This window comes from Curtobacterium sp. DN_7.5 (assembly GCF_022655355.1).
Classification (GTDB): Bacteria; Actinomycetota; Actinomycetes; order Actinomycetales; family Microbacteriaceae; genus Curtobacterium; species Curtobacterium luteum.
The window spans coordinates 1958109-1977933 of the sequence record NZ_CP093378.1 but is presented as its reverse complement, the minus strand read 5'-3'; the positions used below and the strand labels follow the sequence as shown (position 1 = coordinate 1977933).

The following is a 19825-nucleotide window of genomic DNA, read 5'->3' as shown; positions in this document are numbered from 1 at the left end:
GGCTCCGACGGACCGCTGCCGTTGCGGTGCCCCAGGTGGAGTCCCCGAACGAGAGACCAGAGGATCCGTTGGCAGACGACCTGGACTGGAACGCGATCATCTCGCCCGCCGGTGACGGCGGACGGCGACGGGCCGGCGACGACGCCGGGCCGGGAGCCGACCGGCCGCTGTCGCGGCGCGAGGCGCGAGCGCGTGAGGCCGCACGGGCAGACGCCGCGCAGGCAGACGCCACGCAAGCCGACGCCACGCAGGCGGGCGCCGCGCAGGCCGACGCCAGGCGGGCCGACGCGACGCAAGCCGACGCCACGCGGGCAGACGCCGCGACGGCGGAACACGACCGTGCGCAGGCCGCGCGGGCAGGAGTCGATCGGGCGCAGGCCGACCGTGCGCCGGCCGACCCGGGCGGCTTCGATGTCGACCGTGACGAACCGGTCACCCGTCGCGACCGCAGCCGACCGGTGTCCCCCGCGGACGCCCCGGTCGCGACGAGCGCCGACGAGCTGCACCCGGAGGTGACCGCGCTCCTCACCGGCGAGCACGTGGTCCCGGCCGAGGACGCATCGCGAGCCGCGGCAGCACGCGGTGGCGAGGGACGAGGCGGGGGAGGCCGTGCCTCCCGTCGGGGTCGTGACCCGCGGCCGCCGCGCCGACGCGGCCCGCTCATCGCCGGCCTCGTCATCGTCGCGATCGTGCTCGCAGGCGGCGTCGCCGGCTACCAGTTCATCGCACCGAAGGTGCAGCAGGTCGTCGCAGCGATCACCGGCGCCCAGGAGTCCGACGACTACAGCGGCGACGGGACCGGCAAGGTCACCATCACGATCCGGCAGGGCGACATCGGCGAGGACGTCGCGAAGACGCTGCAGCGCAGCGACGTCGTGAAGAGCTCGAAGGTCTTCTACAAGCTCCTGCTGCAGTCACCCGACGTCCAGTTCCAGCCCGGCTCGTACACCCTCAAGAAGGAGATGAGCTCGAAGGCGGCCCTCACGGCACTGCAGGACCCCGCCAACGCCGTCAAGGCGTCGATCGTGATCCCGGAGGGGACGGCCCTCGCGGACATCGAGGCCGGGATGGTCTCGAAGGCGGGCCTGACGAAGGCCGAGGTCACCGCTGCGGCGAAGGACGTGTCCGCGTACGGGCTCCCGGCGAACGCGACGACCCTCGAGGGCTGGCTCTTCCCGGCGACGTACCCGATCAACCCGGGGTGGACCGCGAAGCAGTACTTCCAGTCGATGGTCGACACGATGAAGGAGCACCTGGCGTCCGCCGGAGTGGCCGAGGAAGACCAGGAGCGCGTCATCATCTTCGCGTCCCTCGTGCAGAAGGAGGCCGGTCTCGCCGCCGACTACCCGAAGGTCGCGCGCGTCTTCCAGAACCGGCTCGACGACGGCATGGCCCTGCAGTCCGACGCGACCGTCGCCTACGGGACCGGCAACACGCACCGGGTGACCACCACCGACGCCGAGCGGAACGACGCGTCGAACAAGTACAACACCTACGTCCACAAGGGTCTGCCGCCGGCACCGATCTCGAACCCGGGCGACGTCGCGATCAAGGCCGTGACCAACATGGCGAAGGGCAAGTGGCTCTTCTTCGTCACCGTGAACCTGGAGACGGGCGAGACCGTGTTCTCGGACACGTTCGCCGAGCACCAGGTCGCGGTCGCGAAGTTCCAGGCGTGGCTCCGGGCGCATCCCGACTACCAGTGACCCGCTGCGACGTCTCGCGGCACCGTGCTGTGGGAGGATTGGGCCATGCTTCGTTGGTTGACTGCTGGTGAGTCCCACGGACCCGAACTGATCGCGATGCTCGAGGGCCTGCCCGCGGGTGTCCCGGTGTCGTTCGAGTCCATCCGTACCGACCTCGCGCGCCGCAAGCTCGGGTACGGCCGGGGCTCCCGCATGAAGTTCGAGCAGGACGAGCTCCACGTGTCCGGCGGTGTCCGGCACGGGTACTCGATGGGCAGCCCGATCGCGATCCGCATCGGCAACACCGAGTGGCCCAAGTGGGTCGAGGTGATGAGCCCCGAGCCCGTCGAGCAGACCGACATGTCGCGCGGCCGCTCGGCCCCGCTGACCCGTCCGCGTCCCGGTCACGCCGACCTCGTCGGGATGCAGAAGTACGGGTTCGACGAGGCCCGGCCGATCCTCGAGCGCGCGTCCGCCCGCGAGACCGCTGCCCGTGTCGCACTCGGCGCGGTCGCGAAGTCCTTCCTCGCCGTGCTCGGCATCCGGTCGGTCGCGCACACGCTGCAGGTCGGCACGGTCCGCGTCCCCGACGGCACCGCGCTGCCGCTGCCCGAGGACGTCGACCGGCTCGACGACGACCAGCTCCGGTGCTTCGACGCCGAGACGTCGGCGCGGATGGTCACCGAGGTCGAGTCCGCGAAGAAGGACGGCGACACCCTCGGCGGGGTCGTCGAGGTGCTGTTCTACGGGGTGCCCCCGGGGCTCGGGTCGCACGTGCAGTGGGACCGCCGTCTCGATGCGCGTCTCGCGGCCGCGATCATGGGCATCCAGGCGATCAAGGGCGTCGAGGTCGGGGACGGCTTCGCGACCGCGGGACGCCGGGGCTCGGAGGCGCACGACGAGCTGTACCGCGAGGACGGCGAGATCGTCCGCACGACCGACCGAGCGGGCGGCACCGAGGGCGGTATGTCCACCGGTACGGTGCTCCGCGTCCGCGCCGGTATGAAGCCGATCGCGACCGTCCCGCACGCGCTGCACACGATCGACGTGACCACCGGTGAGGACGCGTCCGCACACCACCAGCGTTCCGACGTCTGCGCGGTGCCGGCCGCCGGCGTCGTCGCCGAGGCCATGGTGGCGCTCGTGCTCGCTGACGCCGTGCTCGAGAAGTTCGGCGGCGACAACGTCGCGGAGACGAAGCGGAACCTCGACGCCTACCTGGCGTCGATCCCGGAGACGCTCCGCTCCCGTCGCACCGAGTCCGCGGACTCCGCGCCCGTCCTGTGACGGCGGGTCCGCGGGCCGGCGGTCCGCGCGGGGACGGCTCGCACTCGGGCGATCCGCGTGTGGGCGGTCCGCGCGGCGGCGGCAGTCCACGCACCGGCCGCCTCACCGCGCCCGTCGTTGTCATCGGGCCGATGGGCGCCGGCAAGTCGAGCGTGGGCAAGCGGGTCGCGAAGGCGCTCGGCGTGCCCTTCACCGACACCGACCGGGTGATCGTGCGCGAGCACGGCCCGATCCCGGCGATCTTCGCCACGCGTGGCGAGCCGGCGTTCCGGGAGCTCGAGGCCGACGCCGTCCGTGACGCGGTCACCACCGGCGGGGTCGTCGCTGTCGGCGGGGGAGCCGTGACGCACGCCGCGACCCGCGAGTCGCTCGTCGGTGCACGGATCGTGCTCCTGACGGTGTCGCCGGAGGCCGTGGCCGAGCGGATCGCCGGGAGTGACCGGCCCCTGCTCGCGGACGGCGGCATCGACGCCTGGCAGACCATCCTGGACGAGCGTGCGGCGACGTACGCCGAGCTCGCCCACATCGTCGTGGACACCTCGCGGCGGCCGATGTCCCGCGTGGTGGACGAGGTCGTCGCGTGGGTACGCGACGGCGAACCGGGCACGATCGACGCGCCCGAGCACACCGGAGGGACACCGTGACCGAACCCGCCCTGCCCGCTGGCACCACCGAGATCCGCGTCGGCGGGGACGACGGGTACGTCGTCGCGGTCGGCTCGGGCCTGCTCGGCTCCGTGCCCGCCCTCCTCGGACCCCGCGTCGCGAAGGTGCTCATCGTGCACGCGCCGACGCTCGGCGCACGCGCGAACGACCTGCGTGCGCTCCTCGTCGCGGCCGGCCTGGACGCCCTGATCGCCGAGGTGCCGGACGCCGAGGCGGCGAAGCGGGTCGAGGTCGCCGCGTTCTGCTGGCAGATCATGGGCCAGTCGGACTTCACCCGCACCGACGCCGTCATCGGGCTCGGCGGGGGAGCCGTCACGGACCTCGCCGGCTTCGTCGCCGCGACCTGGCTCCGTGGGGTCCCGTACGTGGCGATCCCGACGAGCGTGCTCGGCATGGTCGACGCGAGCGTCGGTGGCAAGACCGGGATCAACACGAACGAGGGCAAGAACCTCGTCGGTTCCTTCTCCGCCCCCCGTGCGGTCGTCGCGGACCTCGACCTGGTCCGCTCCCTGCCGCGCAACGAGATCCTGACCGGGTTCGCGGAGATCGTGAAGGCCGGCTTCATCGCCGTGCCGGAGATCCTCGACGTCATCGAGGCGGACGTCGATCGGGTGACCGACCCGACGACACCCGAGTTCCGGCGCGTGGTCGAGCTCGCGATCGAGCTCAAGGCGCAGGTGGTGTCGGACGACTTCACCGAGCAGGGCCGCCGCGAGATCCTCAACTACGGGCACACGCTGGGGCACGCGATCGAGCACGCTGAGCGCTACCAGTGGCGCCACGGTGCCGCGGTCGCCGTCGGCATGGTGTTCGCCGCGGAGCTCGCGCGGCTCACCGGGCACCTCGACGACGCCACGGTCGACCGGCACCGCGCGATCCTCGAGTCGCTCGAGCTGCCGACCACCTACGGCATCGGCCGGTGGGAGGGGCTCCTCGCGACGATGCGCCGTGACAAGAAGGCGCGCGCCGGCATGCTGCGGTTCATCATCCTCGACGGGGTGGGCAAGCCGACGACGCTCGAGGGTCCGGAGGACCACCTGCTCTTCACGGCGTACCAGGAGGTCGGCGTCTAGCAGGTCCGTGGCTCGGGTTCAGCGCAGGACGCGCCGAGTCCGCCGCCACCACCACTTGACGCGCATCGACACGGTGAGCACGCCGGTGCGACGCCATTCCAGGTACTTCGGGACCGTGGCGCCGTTCTCGTACGCCCAGTACTCGTCATCGTCACGGTCCGGGTCCATGGCGTCGGGCAGCGGCTTCAAGATGGGCATCAGCGATGCTCCTCTCTGTCGTCGTACCGTTCGTCCGGGGGAGTCACCCGGCGCAGCGCGCGCGTGGCGAGCCCCCGGTCTGACTTGGACCACCACGCTACGTGCTCGAGTTCGCGGAGCACAGCGATCGAGATGTCGTACTCCGCCTTGCTGCGCTGGTCACCGATCGACCAGACGAAGCGCCGCCACGCGTGCTCCCGATCCGCTGACCGCTGCGACTGGAATGCCCCGAACCAACTGACCACGGCGGCGCAGATCGCCGCAGCTGCGGCGATCACCGCGCTGATGAGTGCTGTCTCCATCCCCGCATCCTGACGTCCGCGAACCGACCCCGGGGTGACCGCAGCCCGACCTGTGCAGAACGCCCCGTGCCTCCAGGCCGGTGCAGGAGGAACCTGCGTACCCGACGCACACGCGGCGGACCCAGGCCACGGGAGCACACTGGCTGGGTGCCCACCCCGCCCCGCCTGAGCGACCTCGGCCAGCAGGACGCGGACGTCGGCAGCCTGCGAACCCGCGGCCGCCGCTTCGCCGAACTCCTGCGCATCGCCCGACGCCACCACCTCGTGCCGTTCCGCCGCCTCGACTTCTCACACGACCCCGCGACGAGCGACCTCCGACGCGACCAGGCCGAGCACCTGCGACGCGCCCTCGAGGAGGCGGGCGGCGGCTTCGTCAAGATGGGCCAACTGCTCTCGACGCGGGACGACCTGCTGCCGGAGGAGTGGACCGAGGGCCTCGCCCACCTGCAGCGCAACGTGGCACCGGCTCCCGCCGCCGAGGTCGCCGAGCTGCTCGCGACCGACCTGCACGCTCCGGTCGACGAGGTCTTCGCCGCGTTCGACCCCGAACCGGTGGCCGCGGCGTCGATCGCGCAGGTGCACCGGGCCCGGCTGCACGACGGCACCGAGGTCGCGGTCAAGGTCCAGCGGCCCGGCATCGACGCCGCCGTGCGCCGCGACGTGGACATCGCGCTGCGGGTCGTGCGGTTCCTGGCGCGCACGAGCACCGAGGCCCGGCAGGTCGGCGTGGTGGACGTGGCCGCGCAGTACGCGGCGGACCTGGTCCGGCAGGTGGACTTCTCCTCCGAGGCAAGGAACCTCGCCGCGCTCCGGGCCGCGCAGGCGCGGAGCGCCCGCCCCGACGAGGTCTACTTGCCCGTCCCGTACCCCGAACTGTCGGGACGACGGGTGCTCGTCATGGAGTTCCTCGAGGGCGAGACGCTCAGTGCGCTGCGTGCGCAGCGCACCGACCGCGACCTGGACGCGCCGATGCGCGCGATCCTGCGGGCATTCCTCCGGCAGGTGGTCTTCGACGGGCTGTACCACGCGGACCTCCACCCGGGGAACGTCGTGCTCCTGCCCGACGGTCGGCCCGCGTTGATCGACTTCGGTTCGGTCGGGAGGCTCGACCCGGGTCTCCGGGACACGGTCCAGGACCTGCTGGCCGGCTACCTGCAGGACGACACGGCCCGGATCGCCGACAACGTCCTGCGGATGGCCCCGGTGCGCGATCCGCGCGACGAGGCCGACTTCCGGCGCGACATCGCGCGGTTCGTCGCAGATGAGCTCGGGCCGGGCGCGCGGATCGGGGTGCAGACCGTCGACGACGCCGTCGAGGTGTTCGGGCGCTACCGGCTGAAGCCGCCGCCGGACTTCGTGGCGGCTGCCCGCGCCCTCGCGATCTTCGAGGGGACGCTCCGCACGCTGACGCCGTCGTTCGACCTGCTCGAGGAGTCCCGCGACCTCGCGAAGCAGCAGATCCGTGACCAGTTGCGACCGTCGGCCCTGCGCGACGTCGCGGTCCGCGAGCTGTTCGGGGTCGTGTCGGCGGCGCGGAAGCTCCCGCGGCGGGTGGACCGCATCACCGAGGCCATCGAGACCGGTCGCCTGTCGGTCAACATCCGTCTCTTCGGCGACCGGCAGGACCGACGGCTCGTCACGGGACTGATCCGGCGGATCCTGCTCGTGCTGCTCGGCTCCGGGGCGGGGATCCTGGCGATCGTGTACCTGACCCTGCCGGCGCGGCCGACGGCGGTGCTCTCGACCGGGGCGGCCGGCGGGCTGCTCGGCGGGGCGGCCGTGGTGCTGCTCGGGTGGGCTGCGCTCGACGCGTGGCGGGCGCGGCGGCGGGACTGAGCGGACGGGGCGCAGGCACCGTGCGAGGTGCTCCGTGCACGGTGCGAGGTTGTGCACACGGTGCGGCGGAACAACGTCGCACGCTGTGGGCAGCCTCGCACCGTCCCGGATGCGGTCGCACGGTGCGAGGCCGCCGCACCGGACGCCGCCGCGCGGCGCCGCGCGGGGCGGCACGACCCCGTCCGCTACACTCGACGGGGCGTCGCGCCGATCCGGCCAGCGACCGCCGCGCCGGACCCCGCGTCCGCGAGACCTTCACAACACCATCGAACGGAAGACCCATGGCGAGCACCACTGACATCAAGAACGGCGCCGTTCTCATCATCGACGGCCAGCTCTGGTCGGTCGTCGAGTTCCAGCACGTCAAGCCGGGCAAGGGCGGTGCGTTCGTCCGCACCAAGCTCAAGAACGTCGTCTCCGGCAAGGTCGTCGACCGCACGTTCAACGCGGGCGCCAAGATCGACACCGCGACCGTCGACCGCCGCGACTACCAGTACCTGTACCAGGACGGCGAGTCCTACGTGTTCATGGACACCGACACCTACGACCAGATCCCCGTCTCGGAGACCGTCGTCGGCGACGCGAAGAACTACCTCCTCGAGTCCGCGATGGTCACCATCGCGATGAACGAGGGCAACCCGCTCTACATCGAGCTCCCGACGTCGATCGTCACCGAGGTCGAGACCGAGCCGGGGCTCCAGGGCGACCGTTCGTCCGGTGGCACGAAGGACGCGACGATCATCGCGACCGGTCACCGCATCCAGGTCCCGCTGTACCTGGAGAACGGCACCACCGTGAAGATCGACACGCGCGACGGCAGCTTCCTCGGCCGCGTCAACAACTAGGCGCTCGTCCTATGAGTGCTCGTTCGAAGGCCCGCAAGCGCGCCCTCGACATGCTGTACGTGGCAGAGGTCCGCGACCTGCCGATCGCTGACGTCCTCGCCACGGAGACCGTCCGGCACCTCGACCAGCCCGAGCGCGCCTCGAGCTGGGACTACGCCCGCCAGATCGTCACGGGCGTCGACGAGGCACGGCACGAGATCGACTCCGTGATCGTCGACCACGCCCAGGGCTGGTCCATCGCGCGGATGCCCGTGCTCGACCGGTGCATCCTCCGGATGGGCGTCTGGGAGCTCCGGTTCAACAGCGAGGTCCCCGACGCGGTCGCGATCGCCGAGGCGGTTGAGCTCGCGCAGTCGCTGTCCACCGAGGAGTCCGCCGGCTTCGTGAACGGCGTCCTCGGCGCCGTCGCGGGCGGCCGGGCCCCCGGTGCGAAGCAGCACGACGCACCGTCCGGTCGGACGGTCGCAGGAGACCGGGAGTCCCGGTAGGGTTGACCACGTCAGCGTCCTTTAAGTCCGTCCGGTGAGGCGGGGAAGGAGGTCGGCGTGGGCACCAGAACGGTCCTGCAGAACACCGACATCACGCGTGCTCTGACACGCATCGCGCACGAGATCCTCGAGGCCAACCACGGCGCCTCGGACCTCGTGCTCCTGGGCATCCCGACGCGGGGTGCCGTCCTGGCGGAGCGCCTCGCGGTGATCCTGTCCGACATCGAGCCCGAGTGGGCGGCCGACCGCGAGCAGCGGCTCGGAACCCTCGACGTGACGATGCACCGGGACGACCTCGGGCACGGCATCGGTCGCGCGCCGCACCGCACGACGATCCCGACGAGCGGCATCGACGGCAAGGTCGTCGTGCTCGTCGACGACGTGCTGTACTCCGGCCGCACCGTGCGCGCGGCGCTCGACGCCCTGCAGGGGATCGGCCGTCCGCGGGCGGTGCGGCTCGCCGTCCTCGTCGACCGCGGGCACCGCGAGCTGCCGATCCGGGCGGACCACGTCGGCAAGAACCTCCCGACGGCCTCCGACGAGCGCGTGACGCTGCGGCTGACCGAGACCGACGGCCGCGACGAGGTCGTCATCGAGCAGATCGAGCCGCAGCAGCCCGCCGCGCAGCAGCCCGCCGCGCAGCAGCCCGCCGCGCATCGCACGGGGGTGACCTCGTGAAGCACCTGCTCTCCACCGCCGACCTCTCGCGGGCCGACGCGATCGGTATCCTCGACGTCGCCGAGGAGATGGCCGAGGTGAACACCCGCGAAGTGAAGCGGCTCCCGGCCCTCCGCGGCAAGACGGTCGTGAACCTCTTCTTCGAGGACTCCACCCGGACCCGCATCTCGTTCGAGGCCGCCGCCAAGCGCCTCTCCGCCGACGTCATCAACTTCGCCGCGAAGGGCTCGAGCGTCTCCAAGGGCGAGTCGCTCAAGGACACCGTCCAGACGCTCGGGGCCATGGGCATCGACGGCATCGTGATGCGGCACGGTGCCTCGGGCGCGCCGCGCGTGCTCGCGGACGCGGACTGGATCGACGTCCCGGTCGTGAACGCCGGGGACGGCACGCACGAGCACCCCACCCAGGCGCTGCTCGACGCCTTCACCATGCGCCGCCGGCTGCACGGTGCCGCGAGCCGCGGGAAGGGCCTCGACGGGGTCCGGGTCGCGATCGTCGGCGACGTCCTGCACAGCCGCGTGGCGCGGAGCAACGCCTGGCTGCTCGCGACGCTCGGGGCCGAGGTGACCTTCGTCGCCCCGCCGACCCTGCTGCCCGCGGTCGACCGTCCGTTCGGCGCCGCGGTCCACCACGACCTCGACGTCGCCCTGGCGGAGGACCCGGACGTCGTGATGCTCCTGCGCATCCAGCAGGAGCGCATGCACGACGCGTTCTTCCCGAACGAGCGCGAGTACACCCGGCACTTCGGCCTGACCGCCGCCCGCGCGGCGGGGCTGTCCGAGCGGACGCTGATCATGCACCCGGGGCCGATGAACCGCGGCCTCGAGATCGCCGGCGTCGCGGCCGACGACCCCCGCTCGACCGTCGTCGAGCAGGTCGCGAACGGCGTCAGCGTCCGCATGGCCGTCCTCTACCTGGCCCTCACCGGATCGGCTCCGGCGACCTCGGTCGCGCAGCCGGCCGCAGCACCCACGAAGGAGCCCGTCGCATGACCGCCCACCTCATCCGCGGCGCGCAGCTGGTCGACGGCACGCGTGCCGACATCCGTCTGGAGGGACGCCACGTCACCGCGGTCGGGTCCGGTCTCGACGCGGCCGGCGCGACGGTCGTGGACGCGGACGGTCTCGTCGCGCTGCCCGGCCTCGTCGACCTCCACACCCACCTCCGCGAGCCCGGCGGCGAGGAGGCCGAGACCGTCCTCACCGGGTCCCGCGCCGCGGCCGCCGGCGGCTTCACCGCCGTGAACGCGATGGCCAACTCGAACCCGGTCGCGGACACCGCCGGGGTCGTCGAGCAGGTCCAGGCGCTCGGCGACGACGCCGGCTACGTCACGGTCCGGCCGATCGGCGCGGTGTCGCAGGGCCTCCAGGGCACGCACCTGTCGGAGATCGGCGCGATGGCGACGAGCCGCGCGCGGGTCCGGGTGTTCTCGGACGACGGCTCGTGCGTCGCCGACCCGCTGCTCATGCGCCGTGCCCTCGAGTACGTCAAGGGCTTCGGCGGCGTCATCGCGCAGCACGCCCAGGAGCCGCGCCTGACCATCGGCGCCCAGATGAACGAGGGACGGCTGTCGTCGGAGCTCGGGCTCGCGGGCTGGCCGGCAGTGGCCGAAGAGGCGATCATCGCCCGGGACGTGCTCCTCGCCGACCACGTCGGCGCGCGGCTCCACGTCTGCCACGTGTCGACCGCCGGCAGCGTCGAGGTCATCCGCTGGGCGAAGTCCCGCGGCATCGACGTCACCGCCGAGGTGACGCCGCACCACCTCGTCCTCACCGAGGACCTCATCGCCGGGGTCGACGGCGCGCCCGGGTACGACGCCCGCTACAAGGTGAACCCACCGCTCCGCGCCCGCGAGGACGTCGACGCCCTCCGGGCAGCCCTGGCGGACGGCACGATCGACATCGTTGCGACCGACCACGCGCCGCACACCTCGGAGGCGAAGTGCTGCGAGTGGCCTGCCGCCGCGAACGGCATGGTCGGCCTCGAGTCCGCGCTCAGCATCGTGCAGGCAGCCGTGGTCGAGAGCGGGCAGCTCGGCTGGGCCGACGTCGCGCGGGTGCTGTCCGAGGCCCCGGCACGCATCGGACGGGTCGAGGGCCACGGCCAGCGCATCGCCGAGGGAGCGCCGGCCGAGGTCACGCTGTACGACCCGAGCGCGGTGCGCGACTTCTCGGTCGCCGACCTCGCCGGCCAGTCACAGAACTCGCCGTACCTCGGCATGCGCCTGCCCGGTCGGGTCGTCGCGACCTTCCACCACGGCTTCCCGACCGTCCTCGACGGCGCGGTCGTCGATGCCGGGACCGTAGCGGCGCACGCCGCAGGCGTCCGGGCGGCGGCACGGTGAGCGGCGACGCGGCCCGGTGGCTCACGGGTGGGGTCATCCTCCTCCTGGTGGCGCTGCTCTTCGTCGCCATGGCGCGCACCTGGCGGAGCCGGACCCGCGCGCAGGCCGCAGCCGTGCCTCCCGTGCCGGTGCCCGCGGACCCGGGTCCGCAGGCCGGGTCGTGGGACGGGTTCACCGTCGCGACGACCCGCGCCGACCAGCCGCTGGAGCGGATCACGGCGGGCGGCCTGGGCTTCCGCAGCCGCGGCGGCGTGACCGTCCACGAGCGCGGCGTGGTCCTGCACCACGCCGGAGCAGCCGACCGCTGGGTCGCTGCCGACGCCCTCCGCGGCGCCGACCGCGCGACCTGGGCCATCGACCGGGTCGTCGAACCCGGGGGACTGGTCCGTCTGCGATGGACGGCGACCGGCGCCGCAGGTGCGACGGACCTCGACACCTACTTCCGGTTCCTGGAGGGCGACGCTGCAGCAGCACTCGCCGCCCTGCAGGGACTGACGACGAAGCACGAGCACCCGCACACCGCGGGCGAAGGGACGAACTGATGACACGCGAACGGGCCGTACTGGTCCTCGAGGACGGCACCCGCTACGAGGGACGGGCGTACGGCGCCCGAGGCCGAACCCTGGGTGAAGTGGTCTTCGCGACCGGGATGACGGGCTACCAGGAGACGCTGACCGACCCGTCCTACGCCGGGCAGATCGTGGTGCAGACCGCGCCGCACATCGGCAACACGGGCGTCAACGACGAGGACCCGGAGTCCCGTCGCATCTGGGTCGCCGGCTACGTGGTGCGTGACCCCAGCCGCATCGTCTCGAACCACCGGGCGAACGCCACGCTCGACGACCACCTGGTGCGGGACGGCATCGTCGGCATCTCGGGCGTCGACACCCGCGCGCTCACCCGCCGGATCCGTGACGCCGGTGCCATGAAGGGCGGCGTGTTCAGCGGACCCGATGCGGAGCTGTCCGCCGAGTCGCAGCTGGACGCGGTGCGGGCACAGGCCACCATGGCCGGGGCCAGTTTCTCTGCCGTCGTGTCGACGCCGGAGACCTACGTCGTCCCGGCGGTCGGCGAGCAGATCGGCCGACTGGCCGTGCTCGACCTCGGCGTGAAGGCCTCGACCACGCGCTACCTCGCCGAGCGCGGCTTCGAGGTGCACGTCGTGCCGCAGGACATCACGGCCGAAGCGCTCGAAGCGCTGGACCCCGACGCGCTCTTCTACTCGAACGGACCCGGTGACCCGGCGGCGAGCGACGCGCAGGTGTCGCTGCTGCAGGAGTCGCTGAAGACGGGGCGACCGTTCTTCGGCATCTGCTTCGGCAACCAGCTGCTCGGGCGTGCGCTCGGCTTCGGCACCTACAAGCTGCCCTTCGGACACCGCGGCATCAACCAGCCGGTGCTCGACACCACCACGGGCAAGGTCGAGATCACGAGCCAGAACCACGGCTTCGCGGTCGACGCACCCCTCGGCGAGGTCCTCGAGTCGCCGGCCGGGTTCGGTCGCGTCGAGGTGTCGCACTACTCGCTCAACGACAACGTGGTCGAGGGTCTCCGTGCGCTCGACGTGCCCGCGTTCAGCGTGCAGTACCACCCCGAGGCCGCGGCCGGCCCGCACGACTCCATGTACCTGTTCGACCGGTTCGGGGACCTGGTCCGAGCCCGTCGCGAGGGGAAGCCGCTCGACGCGGCGACCGCCGACGCCACGACCCCCGCAGCCGACGTCACCAAGGAAGCCAACTGATGCCGAAGCGCGCAGACATCAACTCCGTCCTCGTCATCGGCTCCGGTCCGATCGTCATCGGGCAGGCCGCCGAGTTCGACTACTCCGGCACCCAGGCGTGCCGCGTCCTCCGAGCCGAGGGCGTCCGCGTCATCCTCGTCAACCCGAACCCGGCGACGATCATGACCGACCCGGACTTCGCCGACGCGACCTACATCGAGCCGATCACGAGCGCGTCGCTCGAGGAGATCATCAAGGTCGAGCAGCCCGACGCGGTCCTGCCGACCCTCGGCGGCCAGACAGCGCTCAACGCGGCCATCAAGCTCGACGCCGAGGGCATCCTCGACAAGTACGGCGTCGAGCTCATCGGCGCCAAGGTCGACGCGATCCAGCGCGGTGAGGACCGCCAGCTCTTCAAGGAGCTCGTGCTCGAGTCCGGCGCCGACGTCGCCCGGAGCCACATCGCGCACACGCTCGAGGAAGCCAAGGAGTACGCGCAGGACCTCGGCTACCCGCTCGTCGTCCGGCCGTCCTTCACGATGGGCGGCCTCGGCTCGGGGTTCGCGTACAACGAGGAGGAGCTCGTCCGCTTCGTGGGTGACGGCCTCCAGTCCAGCCCGACCACCGAGGTGCTCCTCGAGGAGTCGATCCTCGGCTGGAAGGAGTACGAGCTCGAGCTGATGCGCGACAACTTCGACAACACGGTCGTCATCTGCTCGATCGAGAACGTCGACCCGGTCGGCGTCCACACCGGCGACTCGATCACCGTCGCGCCCGCGCTGACGCTGACCGACCGCGAGTACCAGAACATGCGGAACATCGGCATCGACATCATCCGTCGTGTCGGTGTCGACACCGGTGGCTGCAACATCCAGTTCGCCGTCGACCCGTCGAACGGCCGCGTCATCGTCATCGAGATGAACCCCCGCGTCTCCCGTTCGTCGGCGCTCGCGTCGAAGGCCACCGGCTTCCCGATCGCGAAGATCGCCGCGAAGCTCGCCATCGGGTACCGCCTCGACGAGATCGAGAACGACATCACCCGGGTCACGCCGGCGAGCTTCGAGCCGACGCTCGACTACGTGGTCGTGAAGACCCCGCGGTTCGCGTTCGAGAAGTTCCCCGCGGCGGACGCCACCCTGACCACGACGATGAAGAGCGTCGGCGAGGCGATGGCGATCGGCCGCAACTACGCCACCGCCCTGCAGAAGTCGCTCCGCTCGCTCGAGAAGCGCGGATCGTCGTTCCACTGGGACACCCCGGCGGCGGAACTCGACAAGGACGCCCTGCTCGCGAAGTCGGCGATCCCGACCGACGGGCGCATCGTCACCGTGCAGCAGGCGCTCGTCGCCGGCGCCACCGCGGCCGAGGTGTTCGAGGCCACGAAGATCGACCCGTGGTTCATCGACCAGATCGTGCTCATCAACGAGGTCGCGTCCGAGGTCGCCGCCGCCGAGACCCTGGACGCGGACACCCTGCGCTGGGCCAAGGAGCACGGGTTCTCGGACGCGCAGATCGCATCGTTGCGTGGGATCTCCGAGCAGCAGGCGCGCGACGCCCGCCACGGCTTCGGCATCCGGCCGGTCTTCAAGACGGTCGACACCTGCGCCGGTGAGTTCCCGGCCCTCACGCCGTACCACTACTCGTCGTACGACGCCGAGACCGAGGTCGCCGCGAGCGACCGCAAGAAGGTCGTCATCCTCGGCTCCGGCCCGAACCGCATCGGCCAGGGCGTCGAGTTCGACTACTCCTGCGTGCACGCGTCCTTCGCGCTGAGCGACGCCGGGTTCGAGACGATCATGATCAACTGCAACCCCGAGACGGTCTCGACCGACTACGACACCTCGGACCGCCTGTACTTCGAGCCGCTCACCACCGAGGACGTCCTCGAGGTCATCGCGGCCGAAGCGGCGTCCGGCGAGCTCGTCGGCGTGGTCGTGCAGCTCGGCGGGCAGACCGCCCTCGGGCTCGCGAAGCCGCTCGAGGCCGCGGGCATCCCGATCCTCGGTACCTCGCCGTCCGCGATCGACTCCGCCGAGGAGCGCGGGCAGTTCTCCGCGATCCTCGACGAAGCCGGGCTCCTCGCACCGCGCAACGGCACGGCCCACGACCTCGCGAGCGCGACCGCGGTGGCGGAGGAGATCGGCTACCCGGTCCTCGTCCGCCCGTCCTTCGTGCTCGGCGGGCGCGGCATGGAGATCGTGTACGACCCGGCCGCCCTCGCGGACTACTTCGACCGGATGGCCGACCAGGCGATCATCGGTCCGGAGCTGCCGCTGCTGGTCGACCGCTTCCTCGACGACGCGGTGGAGATCGACGTGGACGCCCTCTTCGACGGCGAGCGGCTCTACGTCGGGGGGATCATGGAGCACATCGAGGAGGCCGGCATCCACTCCGGCGACTCCGCGTGCACCCTGCCCCCGGTCGGACTCGGCAAGGCGGAGATCCGCGGCGTGGTCGAGGCCACCGAGCGGATCGCCCGCGGCATCGGCGTGCAGGGCCTGCTGAACGTCCAGTTCGCGATCGGCGCCGGCGTGCTCTACGTCCTCGAGGCGAACCCCCGTGCCAGCCGCACGGTGCCCTTCGTCTCGAAGGCGCTCGGCATCCCGCTGGCGAAGGCCGCGAGCCGCGTCATGACCGGGACCTCGATCGACGCGCTCGTCGCCGAGGGCCTGCTGCCCGAGCGGGACGGCTCGTCGGTGCCCGCGCAGGCGCCGGTCGCCGTGAAGGAGGCCGTGCTGCCCTTCCGCCGCTTCCGCACCCACGACGGGCAGGTCGTCGACTCGGTGCTCAGCCCCGAGATGCGCTCCACCGGCGAGGTCATGGGCATCGACCGTGACTTCCCGCGGGCGTTCCTCAAGTCGCAGGACGCGGCGTACGGCGGACTGCCGACGAGCGGCACGGTCTTCGTGAGCGTCGCCGACACCGACAAGCGGCAGGTCGTCCTGCCGATCCACCGTCTGCAGCAGCTCGGCTTCACGATCACCGCGACCGAGGGCACCGCCGAGGTCCTCCGCCGCAACGGCATCGAGGTCACGCTGGTCGGGAAGTACAGCGAGGGCGGGGAGAGCGTCGTCGACCTGCTCGCCCGCGGCGAGGTCGACATCGTCATCAACACCCCGTCCGGCGCGGCTGGTCGTGCGGACGGCTACGAGATCCGTGCGGCCACGGTCGCCGCGGACAAGCCGCTCTTCACGACGATCGCCCAGCTCGGCGCGGCGGTCGCCGCGATCGAGACGATCGGCACCGAGCACACGGTCCGCAGCCTGCAGGACTACGCGCTCGAGCGCGCCACCTGGTGAGCGCGGTGGCACAGCCTGGGTCCACGCCGCCGGTCCCGGACCGACGCGCCAGCGGTCGGTCGGCCGTGCCGATGGGGGGAGGCGCGGCCTCCTTCGGCGTCCGGCTCGCGTCCGCCATGGCGTCGCGTTCGGCGCTGTGCGTCGGCATCGACCCCCACGCCGCCACCCTGGCGGCGTGGGGGCTCGGCCGCGACGAGGAGGGCCTCACCGCGTTCGGCGCGACCCTGGTCGACGCGGCCGCCGGCCGCGCCGCCGTGGTCAAGCCGCAGATCGCGTTCTTCGAGGCCGCCGGGGTGGCGGGCTTCCGCGCGCTCGACGCGACGCTCCGTCGGGCGCGCGATGCGGGCCTCCTGGTCGTCGCCGACGTGAAGCGGGGCGACATCGGCAGCACCGGTGACGACTACGCGGAAGCCTGGATCGACCGCGACGGGCCGTTCCGGGCGGACGCCATGACGGTGTCGCCGTACCTCGGGTACGGCTCGCTGCGCGGCACGATCGACACGGCCCGGGCGAACGGCGCGGGTGTCTTCGTGCTCGCTGCGACGAGCAACCCCGAGGCGCGCGTGCTGCAGACGGCCGTGCTCGCCGAGGGGCCGCGTGCGGGCCGGACCGTGGCTGCCGGTATCGTCGAGGACGTGGCAGACGACAACCGGAACGCGGGCGATGCGCCCCTCGGCGACGTCGGGCTCGTGCTCGGCGCGACCCTCGACCTCGGCGACTTCGGCATCTCCGGCGACGACATCGGCAGCGCGCCGGTGCTTGCGCCGGGCTTCGGCGCGCAGGGGGCCCGCATCGAGGACCTCCGCTCGCTCTACGGCTCCCGGGCCGAGCAGGTGCTCGTGAACGAGTCGCGCGGCCTGCTCGTCGACGGGCCGGACGGGGTCGCCGCGCTCGTCGCGGACCGCGCGGACCGCATCGCCGCCGCACTCGGGGCCGCCGCGTGACGGACGGGAACGACCGCGAGGCGCTCCCGGCGCACCGGAACCCGCCGGAGGTCGACCGTGTCGCCGCCGCGCAGGCAGCGGTCGCGGCCCGGCGCGCCCGGGCAGCGGTCAAGGCTGCCGTCGTCGCGGGGGAGCGGACACCGCTCGAGGTATGCCGTGCCGCCTGGTCCGACGAGGGCGCCCCGGCAGAGAAGTCCCTCCGGGTCCGCGATCTGCTGACCTCCCTGCAGAACATCGGTCCGGCGCGAGCCGACGCCGTCATGCGGACGCTGCGCATCGCCTCGTCCAAGCGCCTCGGCGGACTCGGGGTCCGGCAGCGGGACGCCCTGGCCGAGTGGCTCGCCGCCCGCGGCGGGAAGCGCACCGCGTCGAAGCTCGTCGTGCTCGCAGGCCCGACCGCGGTCGGCAAGGGCACGGTCAGCGCGTACATCCGCGAGCACTTCCCGGACGTGAACCTCAGCGTCTCCGCCACCACACGGAAGCCCCGCCCGGGCGAGGTCGACGGGGTGCACTACTACTTCGTCGACGACGCCGAGTTCGACCGGATGATCCGCGACCGTGAACTGCTCGAGTGGGCGACCGTGCACAACTCCTACCGCTACGGCACACCTCGGCCGCCGATCGACCGCGCGCTCGACGCCGGCGATCGGGTGATGCTCGAGATCGACCTGCAGGGTGCCCGCCAGGTGAAGGACGCCATGCCGGAGGCCGTGCTCGTCTTCCTGCTGCCGCCGACCTGGGAGGAACTGGTCCGGCGGCTCATCGGTCGCGGCACCGAGTCGCCCGAGGAGCAGGCGCGTCGACTCGAGACGGCGAAGGTGGAGCTCGCCGCGCAGGACGAGTTCGACGTGAAGATCGTGAACTCCGATGTCAGCACCGCGGCACACGAAGTCGTAGACTTGTTCACTGCGCCCTAGCCGGGGCCGCGCTGTGCCCACCGGGCGCGACACGAACGTTGACAGGAGACACCATGGCCAACCCCCAGGGCATCATCGACCCGCCCATCGACGACCTGCTCGCCAAGGTCGAGTCGAAGTACGCGCTCGTGATCTTCGCGTCCAAGCGTGCCCGCCAGATCAACGACTACTACGCCGACCTGCACGAGGGCTCGCTCTTCGACAACGTCGGTCCGCTCGTCGACTCCACGATCGACGACAAGCCGCTCTCCGTCGCGCTCCACGAGATCAACGAGGACAAGCTGACGGTCACCAAGCAGCAGCAGCCCACCGACTGACCGCGGTGACGACGAGCAACCTGCGCCTCTTCACGTCCGAGTCGGTGACCGAGGGGCACCCCGACAAGATCTGCGACCAGATCTCGGACACCATCCTCGACGCACTGCTCGAGGTCGACCCGCACGCGCGCGTCGCCGTGGAGACCATGGTCACCACCGGTCTCGTGCACGTCGCCGGCGAGGTGACGACCTCCGGCTACGTGGAGATCCCGAAGCTGGTCCGCGACGTGATCACGGGCATCGGGTACAACTCGTCGGAGGTCTCCTTCGACGGCCACACCTGCGGCGTCGAGGTGTCGATCGGCGCGCAGTCGCCCGACATCGCCCAGGGCGTCGACGAGTCGCTCGACAGCCGGTCCGGCGCGGGCGTCGACCCGCTCGACCGTCAGGGGGCCGGCGACCAGGGCATCATGTTCGGCTTCGCGACGAACGAGACGCCCGAGTACATGCCGGTCGCCATCTGGCTGGCCCACCGTCTGGCCGAGCGCCTCGCCGCGGTCCGGAAGTCCGGCGAGCTGCCCTACCTCCGTCCGGACGGCAAGACCCAGGTCACGGTCGGCTACGACGGCGTCGTGCCGAAGACCGTCGAGACCGTCGTGCTCTCGACCCAGCACGCTCCGAGCGTCACGCTCGAGCAGCTCACGGCCGACGTCACCGAGCACGTGATCCGCCCGGTGCTCGACCTGGTCGACCTCGACTCGTCCCACGTCGACGTCATCGTGAACCCGACCGGTCGCTTCGAGATCGGCGGCCCGCAGGGCGACGCCGGACTCACCGGTCGCAAGGTCATCGTGGACACCTACGGCGGTGCCTCCCGGCACGGCGGTGGTGCGTTCTCGGGCAAGGACCCGTCGAAGGTCGACCGCTCGGCCGCCTACGCGCTCCGCTGGGTCGCGAAGAACGCCGTCGCCGCCGGACTCGCCGACCGCCTCGAGGTCCAGGTCGCGTACGCGATCGGCCGCGCGAAGCCGGTCGGCCTGTACGTCGAGTCCTTCGGCACCGGCCACGTCGACGACGCCACCATCGAGGCCGCGATCCTGCAGGTGTTCGACCTGCGCCCGGCCGCGATCATCCGCGACCTCGACCTGCTCAAGCCGCGCTACGCCACCACGGCGACGTACGGCCACTTCGGTCGTGAACTCCCGGGCTTCACCTGGGAGCGCCTCGACCGCGTCGAGGAGCTCCGCGCCGCAGCAGGACTCGTCACCGCCGCCGTCTAGGCCCGGG

19 protein-coding genes are annotated in these 19825 nt (G+C 71.9%); 17 read left to right on the top strand and 2 right to left on the bottom strand.

The genetic code is table 11. The annotated features are described in order from the left end of the window. Positions 1-68 precede the first annotated feature (68 nt). Genes mltG through aroB form a run of 4 tightly spaced genes read left to right on the top strand, consistent with a single transcriptional unit; the run spans position 69 to position 4710 of the window. Positions 69-1706 carry an endolytic transglycosylase MltG gene (gene mltG, locus MON03_RS09185; protein WP_242088138.1) on the top strand — a complete coding sequence of 546 codons (1638 nt, stop codon included), beginning with the start codon at positions 69-71 and terminating at the stop codon, positions 1704-1706. Between the two features lie 45 nt (positions 1707-1751). Further along, entirely contained in the window at positions 1752-2972 is a 1221-nt protein-coding gene (gene aroC / locus MON03_RS09180; protein ID WP_242088137.1) for a chorismate synthase, read from the top strand. Positions 2973-3031: 59 nt separating this feature from the next. Further along, positions 3032-3616: a shikimate kinase gene (locus MON03_RS09175; protein ID WP_502798665.1), complete on the top strand. Its 585-nt coding sequence runs from the start codon at positions 3032-3034 to the stop codon at positions 3614-3616. Next, positions 3613-4710, top strand: coding sequence for a 3-dehydroquinate synthase (gene aroB, locus MON03_RS09170; protein WP_175329140.1), 1098 nt, complete (start codon positions 3613-3615; stop codon positions 4708-4710). Before MON03_RS09175 ends, aroB begins: the two co-directional genes overlap by 4 nt. A gap of 18 nt (positions 4711-4728) precedes the next feature. On the opposite strand, the gene MON03_RS09165 is transcribed toward aroB, so the two are convergent. Together MON03_RS09165 and MON03_RS09160 are read right to left on the bottom strand one after the other, a co-directional pair. Continuing rightward, positions 4729-4908 (bottom strand): hypothetical protein, encoded by a 180-nt coding sequence (locus MON03_RS09165; protein WP_242088136.1) that lies wholly within the window; start codon positions 4906-4908, stop codon positions 4729-4731. Beyond that, positions 4908-5210 (bottom strand): hypothetical protein, encoded by a 303-nt coding sequence (locus tag MON03_RS09160; protein WP_242088135.1) that lies wholly within the window; start codon positions 5208-5210, stop codon positions 4908-4910. Before MON03_RS09160 ends, MON03_RS09165 begins: the two co-directional genes overlap by 1 nt. 147 nt (positions 5211-5357) lie before the next feature. Between MON03_RS09160 and MON03_RS09155 the strand changes: the two genes are divergently transcribed. The 13 genes from MON03_RS09155 (at position 5358) to metK (ending at position 19818) form a co-directional block, all read left to right on the top strand. Continuing rightward, positions 5358-7046 (top strand): ABC1 kinase family protein, encoded by a 1689-nt coding sequence (locus MON03_RS09155; protein ID WP_175329142.1) that lies wholly within the window; start codon positions 5358-5360, stop codon positions 7044-7046. A gap of 281 nt (positions 7047-7327) precedes the next feature. Next, positions 7328-7891, top strand: a complete 564-nt coding sequence (gene efp / locus MON03_RS09150) for an elongation factor P (protein WP_022902498.1) — start codon at positions 7328-7330, stop codon at positions 7889-7891. Positions 7892-7902: 11 nt separating this feature from the next. Beyond that, on the top strand, positions 7903-8379 hold the full coding sequence (nusB, locus tag MON03_RS09145; RefSeq protein WP_022902499.1) for a transcription antitermination factor NusB: 477 nt from the start codon (positions 7903-7905) through the stop codon (positions 8377-8379). A gap of 57 nt (positions 8380-8436) precedes the next feature. Continuing rightward, positions 8437-9057 (top strand): bifunctional pyr operon transcriptional regulator/uracil phosphoribosyltransferase PyrR, encoded by a 621-nt coding sequence (gene pyrR / locus MON03_RS09140; protein WP_242088134.1) that lies wholly within the window; start codon positions 8437-8439, stop codon positions 9055-9057. Then, positions 9054-10049, top strand: coding sequence for an aspartate carbamoyltransferase catalytic subunit (locus MON03_RS09135; RefSeq protein WP_022902501.1), 996 nt, complete (start codon positions 9054-9056; stop codon positions 10047-10049). The genes pyrR and MON03_RS09135 overlap by 4 nt, the downstream gene beginning before the upstream one ends. Continuing rightward, the gene (locus MON03_RS09130) at positions 10046-11401 is read left to right on the top strand and encodes a dihydroorotase (protein ID WP_242088133.1); all 1356 of its coding nucleotides are present in this window, start codon (positions 10046-10048) and stop codon (positions 11399-11401) included. The genes MON03_RS09135 and MON03_RS09130 overlap by 4 nt, the downstream gene beginning before the upstream one ends. After that, positions 11398-11943, top strand: a complete 546-nt coding sequence (locus MON03_RS09125; protein ID WP_022902503.1) for a PH-like domain-containing protein — start codon at positions 11398-11400, stop codon at positions 11941-11943. The genes MON03_RS09130 and MON03_RS09125 overlap by 4 nt, the downstream gene beginning before the upstream one ends. Beyond that, a complete protein-coding gene (gene carA / locus MON03_RS09120) occupies positions 11943-13142 on the top strand; it encodes a glutamine-hydrolyzing carbamoyl-phosphate synthase small subunit (protein WP_242088132.1) in 1200 nt (399 codons plus the stop codon). The genes MON03_RS09125 and carA overlap by 1 nt, the downstream gene beginning before the upstream one ends. Next, on the top strand, positions 13142-16420 hold the full coding sequence (carB, locus tag MON03_RS09115; protein WP_242088131.1) for a carbamoyl-phosphate synthase large subunit: 3279 nt from the start codon (positions 13142-13144) through the stop codon (positions 16418-16420). Before carA ends, carB begins: the two co-directional genes overlap by 1 nt. Positions 16421-16491: 71 nt before the next feature. After that, positions 16492-17364: an orotidine-5'-phosphate decarboxylase gene (gene pyrF / locus MON03_RS09110; RefSeq protein ID WP_242091447.1), complete on the top strand. Its 873-nt coding sequence runs from the start codon at positions 16492-16494 to the stop codon at positions 17362-17364. Continuing rightward, on the top strand, positions 17361-18281 hold the full coding sequence (gene gmk, locus MON03_RS09105; protein WP_175329149.1) for a guanylate kinase: 921 nt from the start codon (positions 17361-17363) through the stop codon (positions 18279-18281). The genes pyrF and gmk overlap by 4 nt, the downstream gene beginning before the upstream one ends. A gap of 53 nt (positions 18282-18334) precedes the next feature. Further along, positions 18335-18598: a DNA-directed RNA polymerase subunit omega gene (rpoZ, locus tag MON03_RS09100; RefSeq protein WP_022906709.1), complete on the top strand. Its 264-nt coding sequence runs from the start codon at positions 18335-18337 to the stop codon at positions 18596-18598. Positions 18599-18603: 5 nt separating this feature from the next. Continuing rightward, a complete protein-coding gene (metK, locus tag MON03_RS09095) occupies positions 18604-19818 on the top strand; it encodes a methionine adenosyltransferase (protein ID WP_242088130.1) in 1215 nt (404 codons plus the stop codon). The last annotated feature ends 7 nt before the right edge of the window (positions 19819-19825 follow it).

What these genes read in the sequence shown, in the direction of transcription:
- aroC (WP_242088137.1), top strand. Translation starts at nt 1,752, where the DNA reads ATGCTTCGTTGGTTGACTGCTGGTGAGTCCCACGGACCCGAACTGATC.
- MON03_RS09165 (WP_242088136.1), bottom strand. Translation starts at nt 4,908, where the DNA reads ATGCCCATCTTGAAGCCGCTGCCCGACGCCATGGACCCGGACCGTGAC.
- MON03_RS09160 (WP_242088135.1), bottom strand. Translation starts at nt 5,210, where the DNA reads ATGGAGACAGCACTCATCAGCGCGGTGATCGCCGCAGCTGCGGCGATC.
- efp (WP_022902498.1), top strand. Translation starts at nt 7,328, where the DNA reads ATGGCGAGCACCACTGACATCAAGAACGGCGCCGTTCTCATCATCGAC.
- nusB (WP_022902499.1), top strand. Translation starts at nt 7,903, where the DNA reads ATGAGTGCTCGTTCGAAGGCCCGCAAGCGCGCCCTCGACATGCTGTAC.
- MON03_RS09130 (WP_242088133.1), top strand. Translation starts at nt 10,046, where the DNA reads ATGACCGCCCACCTCATCCGCGGCGCGCAGCTGGTCGACGGCACGCGT.
- carA (WP_242088132.1), top strand. Translation starts at nt 11,943, where the DNA reads ATGACACGCGAACGGGCCGTACTGGTCCTCGAGGACGGCACCCGCTAC.
- carB (WP_242088131.1), top strand. Translation starts at nt 13,142, where the DNA reads ATGCCGAAGCGCGCAGACATCAACTCCGTCCTCGTCATCGGCTCCGGT.
- pyrF (WP_242091447.1), top strand. Translation starts at nt 16,492, where the DNA reads ATGGGGGGAGGCGCGGCCTCCTTCGGCGTCCGGCTCGCGTCCGCCATG.
- rpoZ (WP_022906709.1), top strand. Translation starts at nt 18,335, where the DNA reads ATGGCCAACCCCCAGGGCATCATCGACCCGCCCATCGACGACCTGCTC.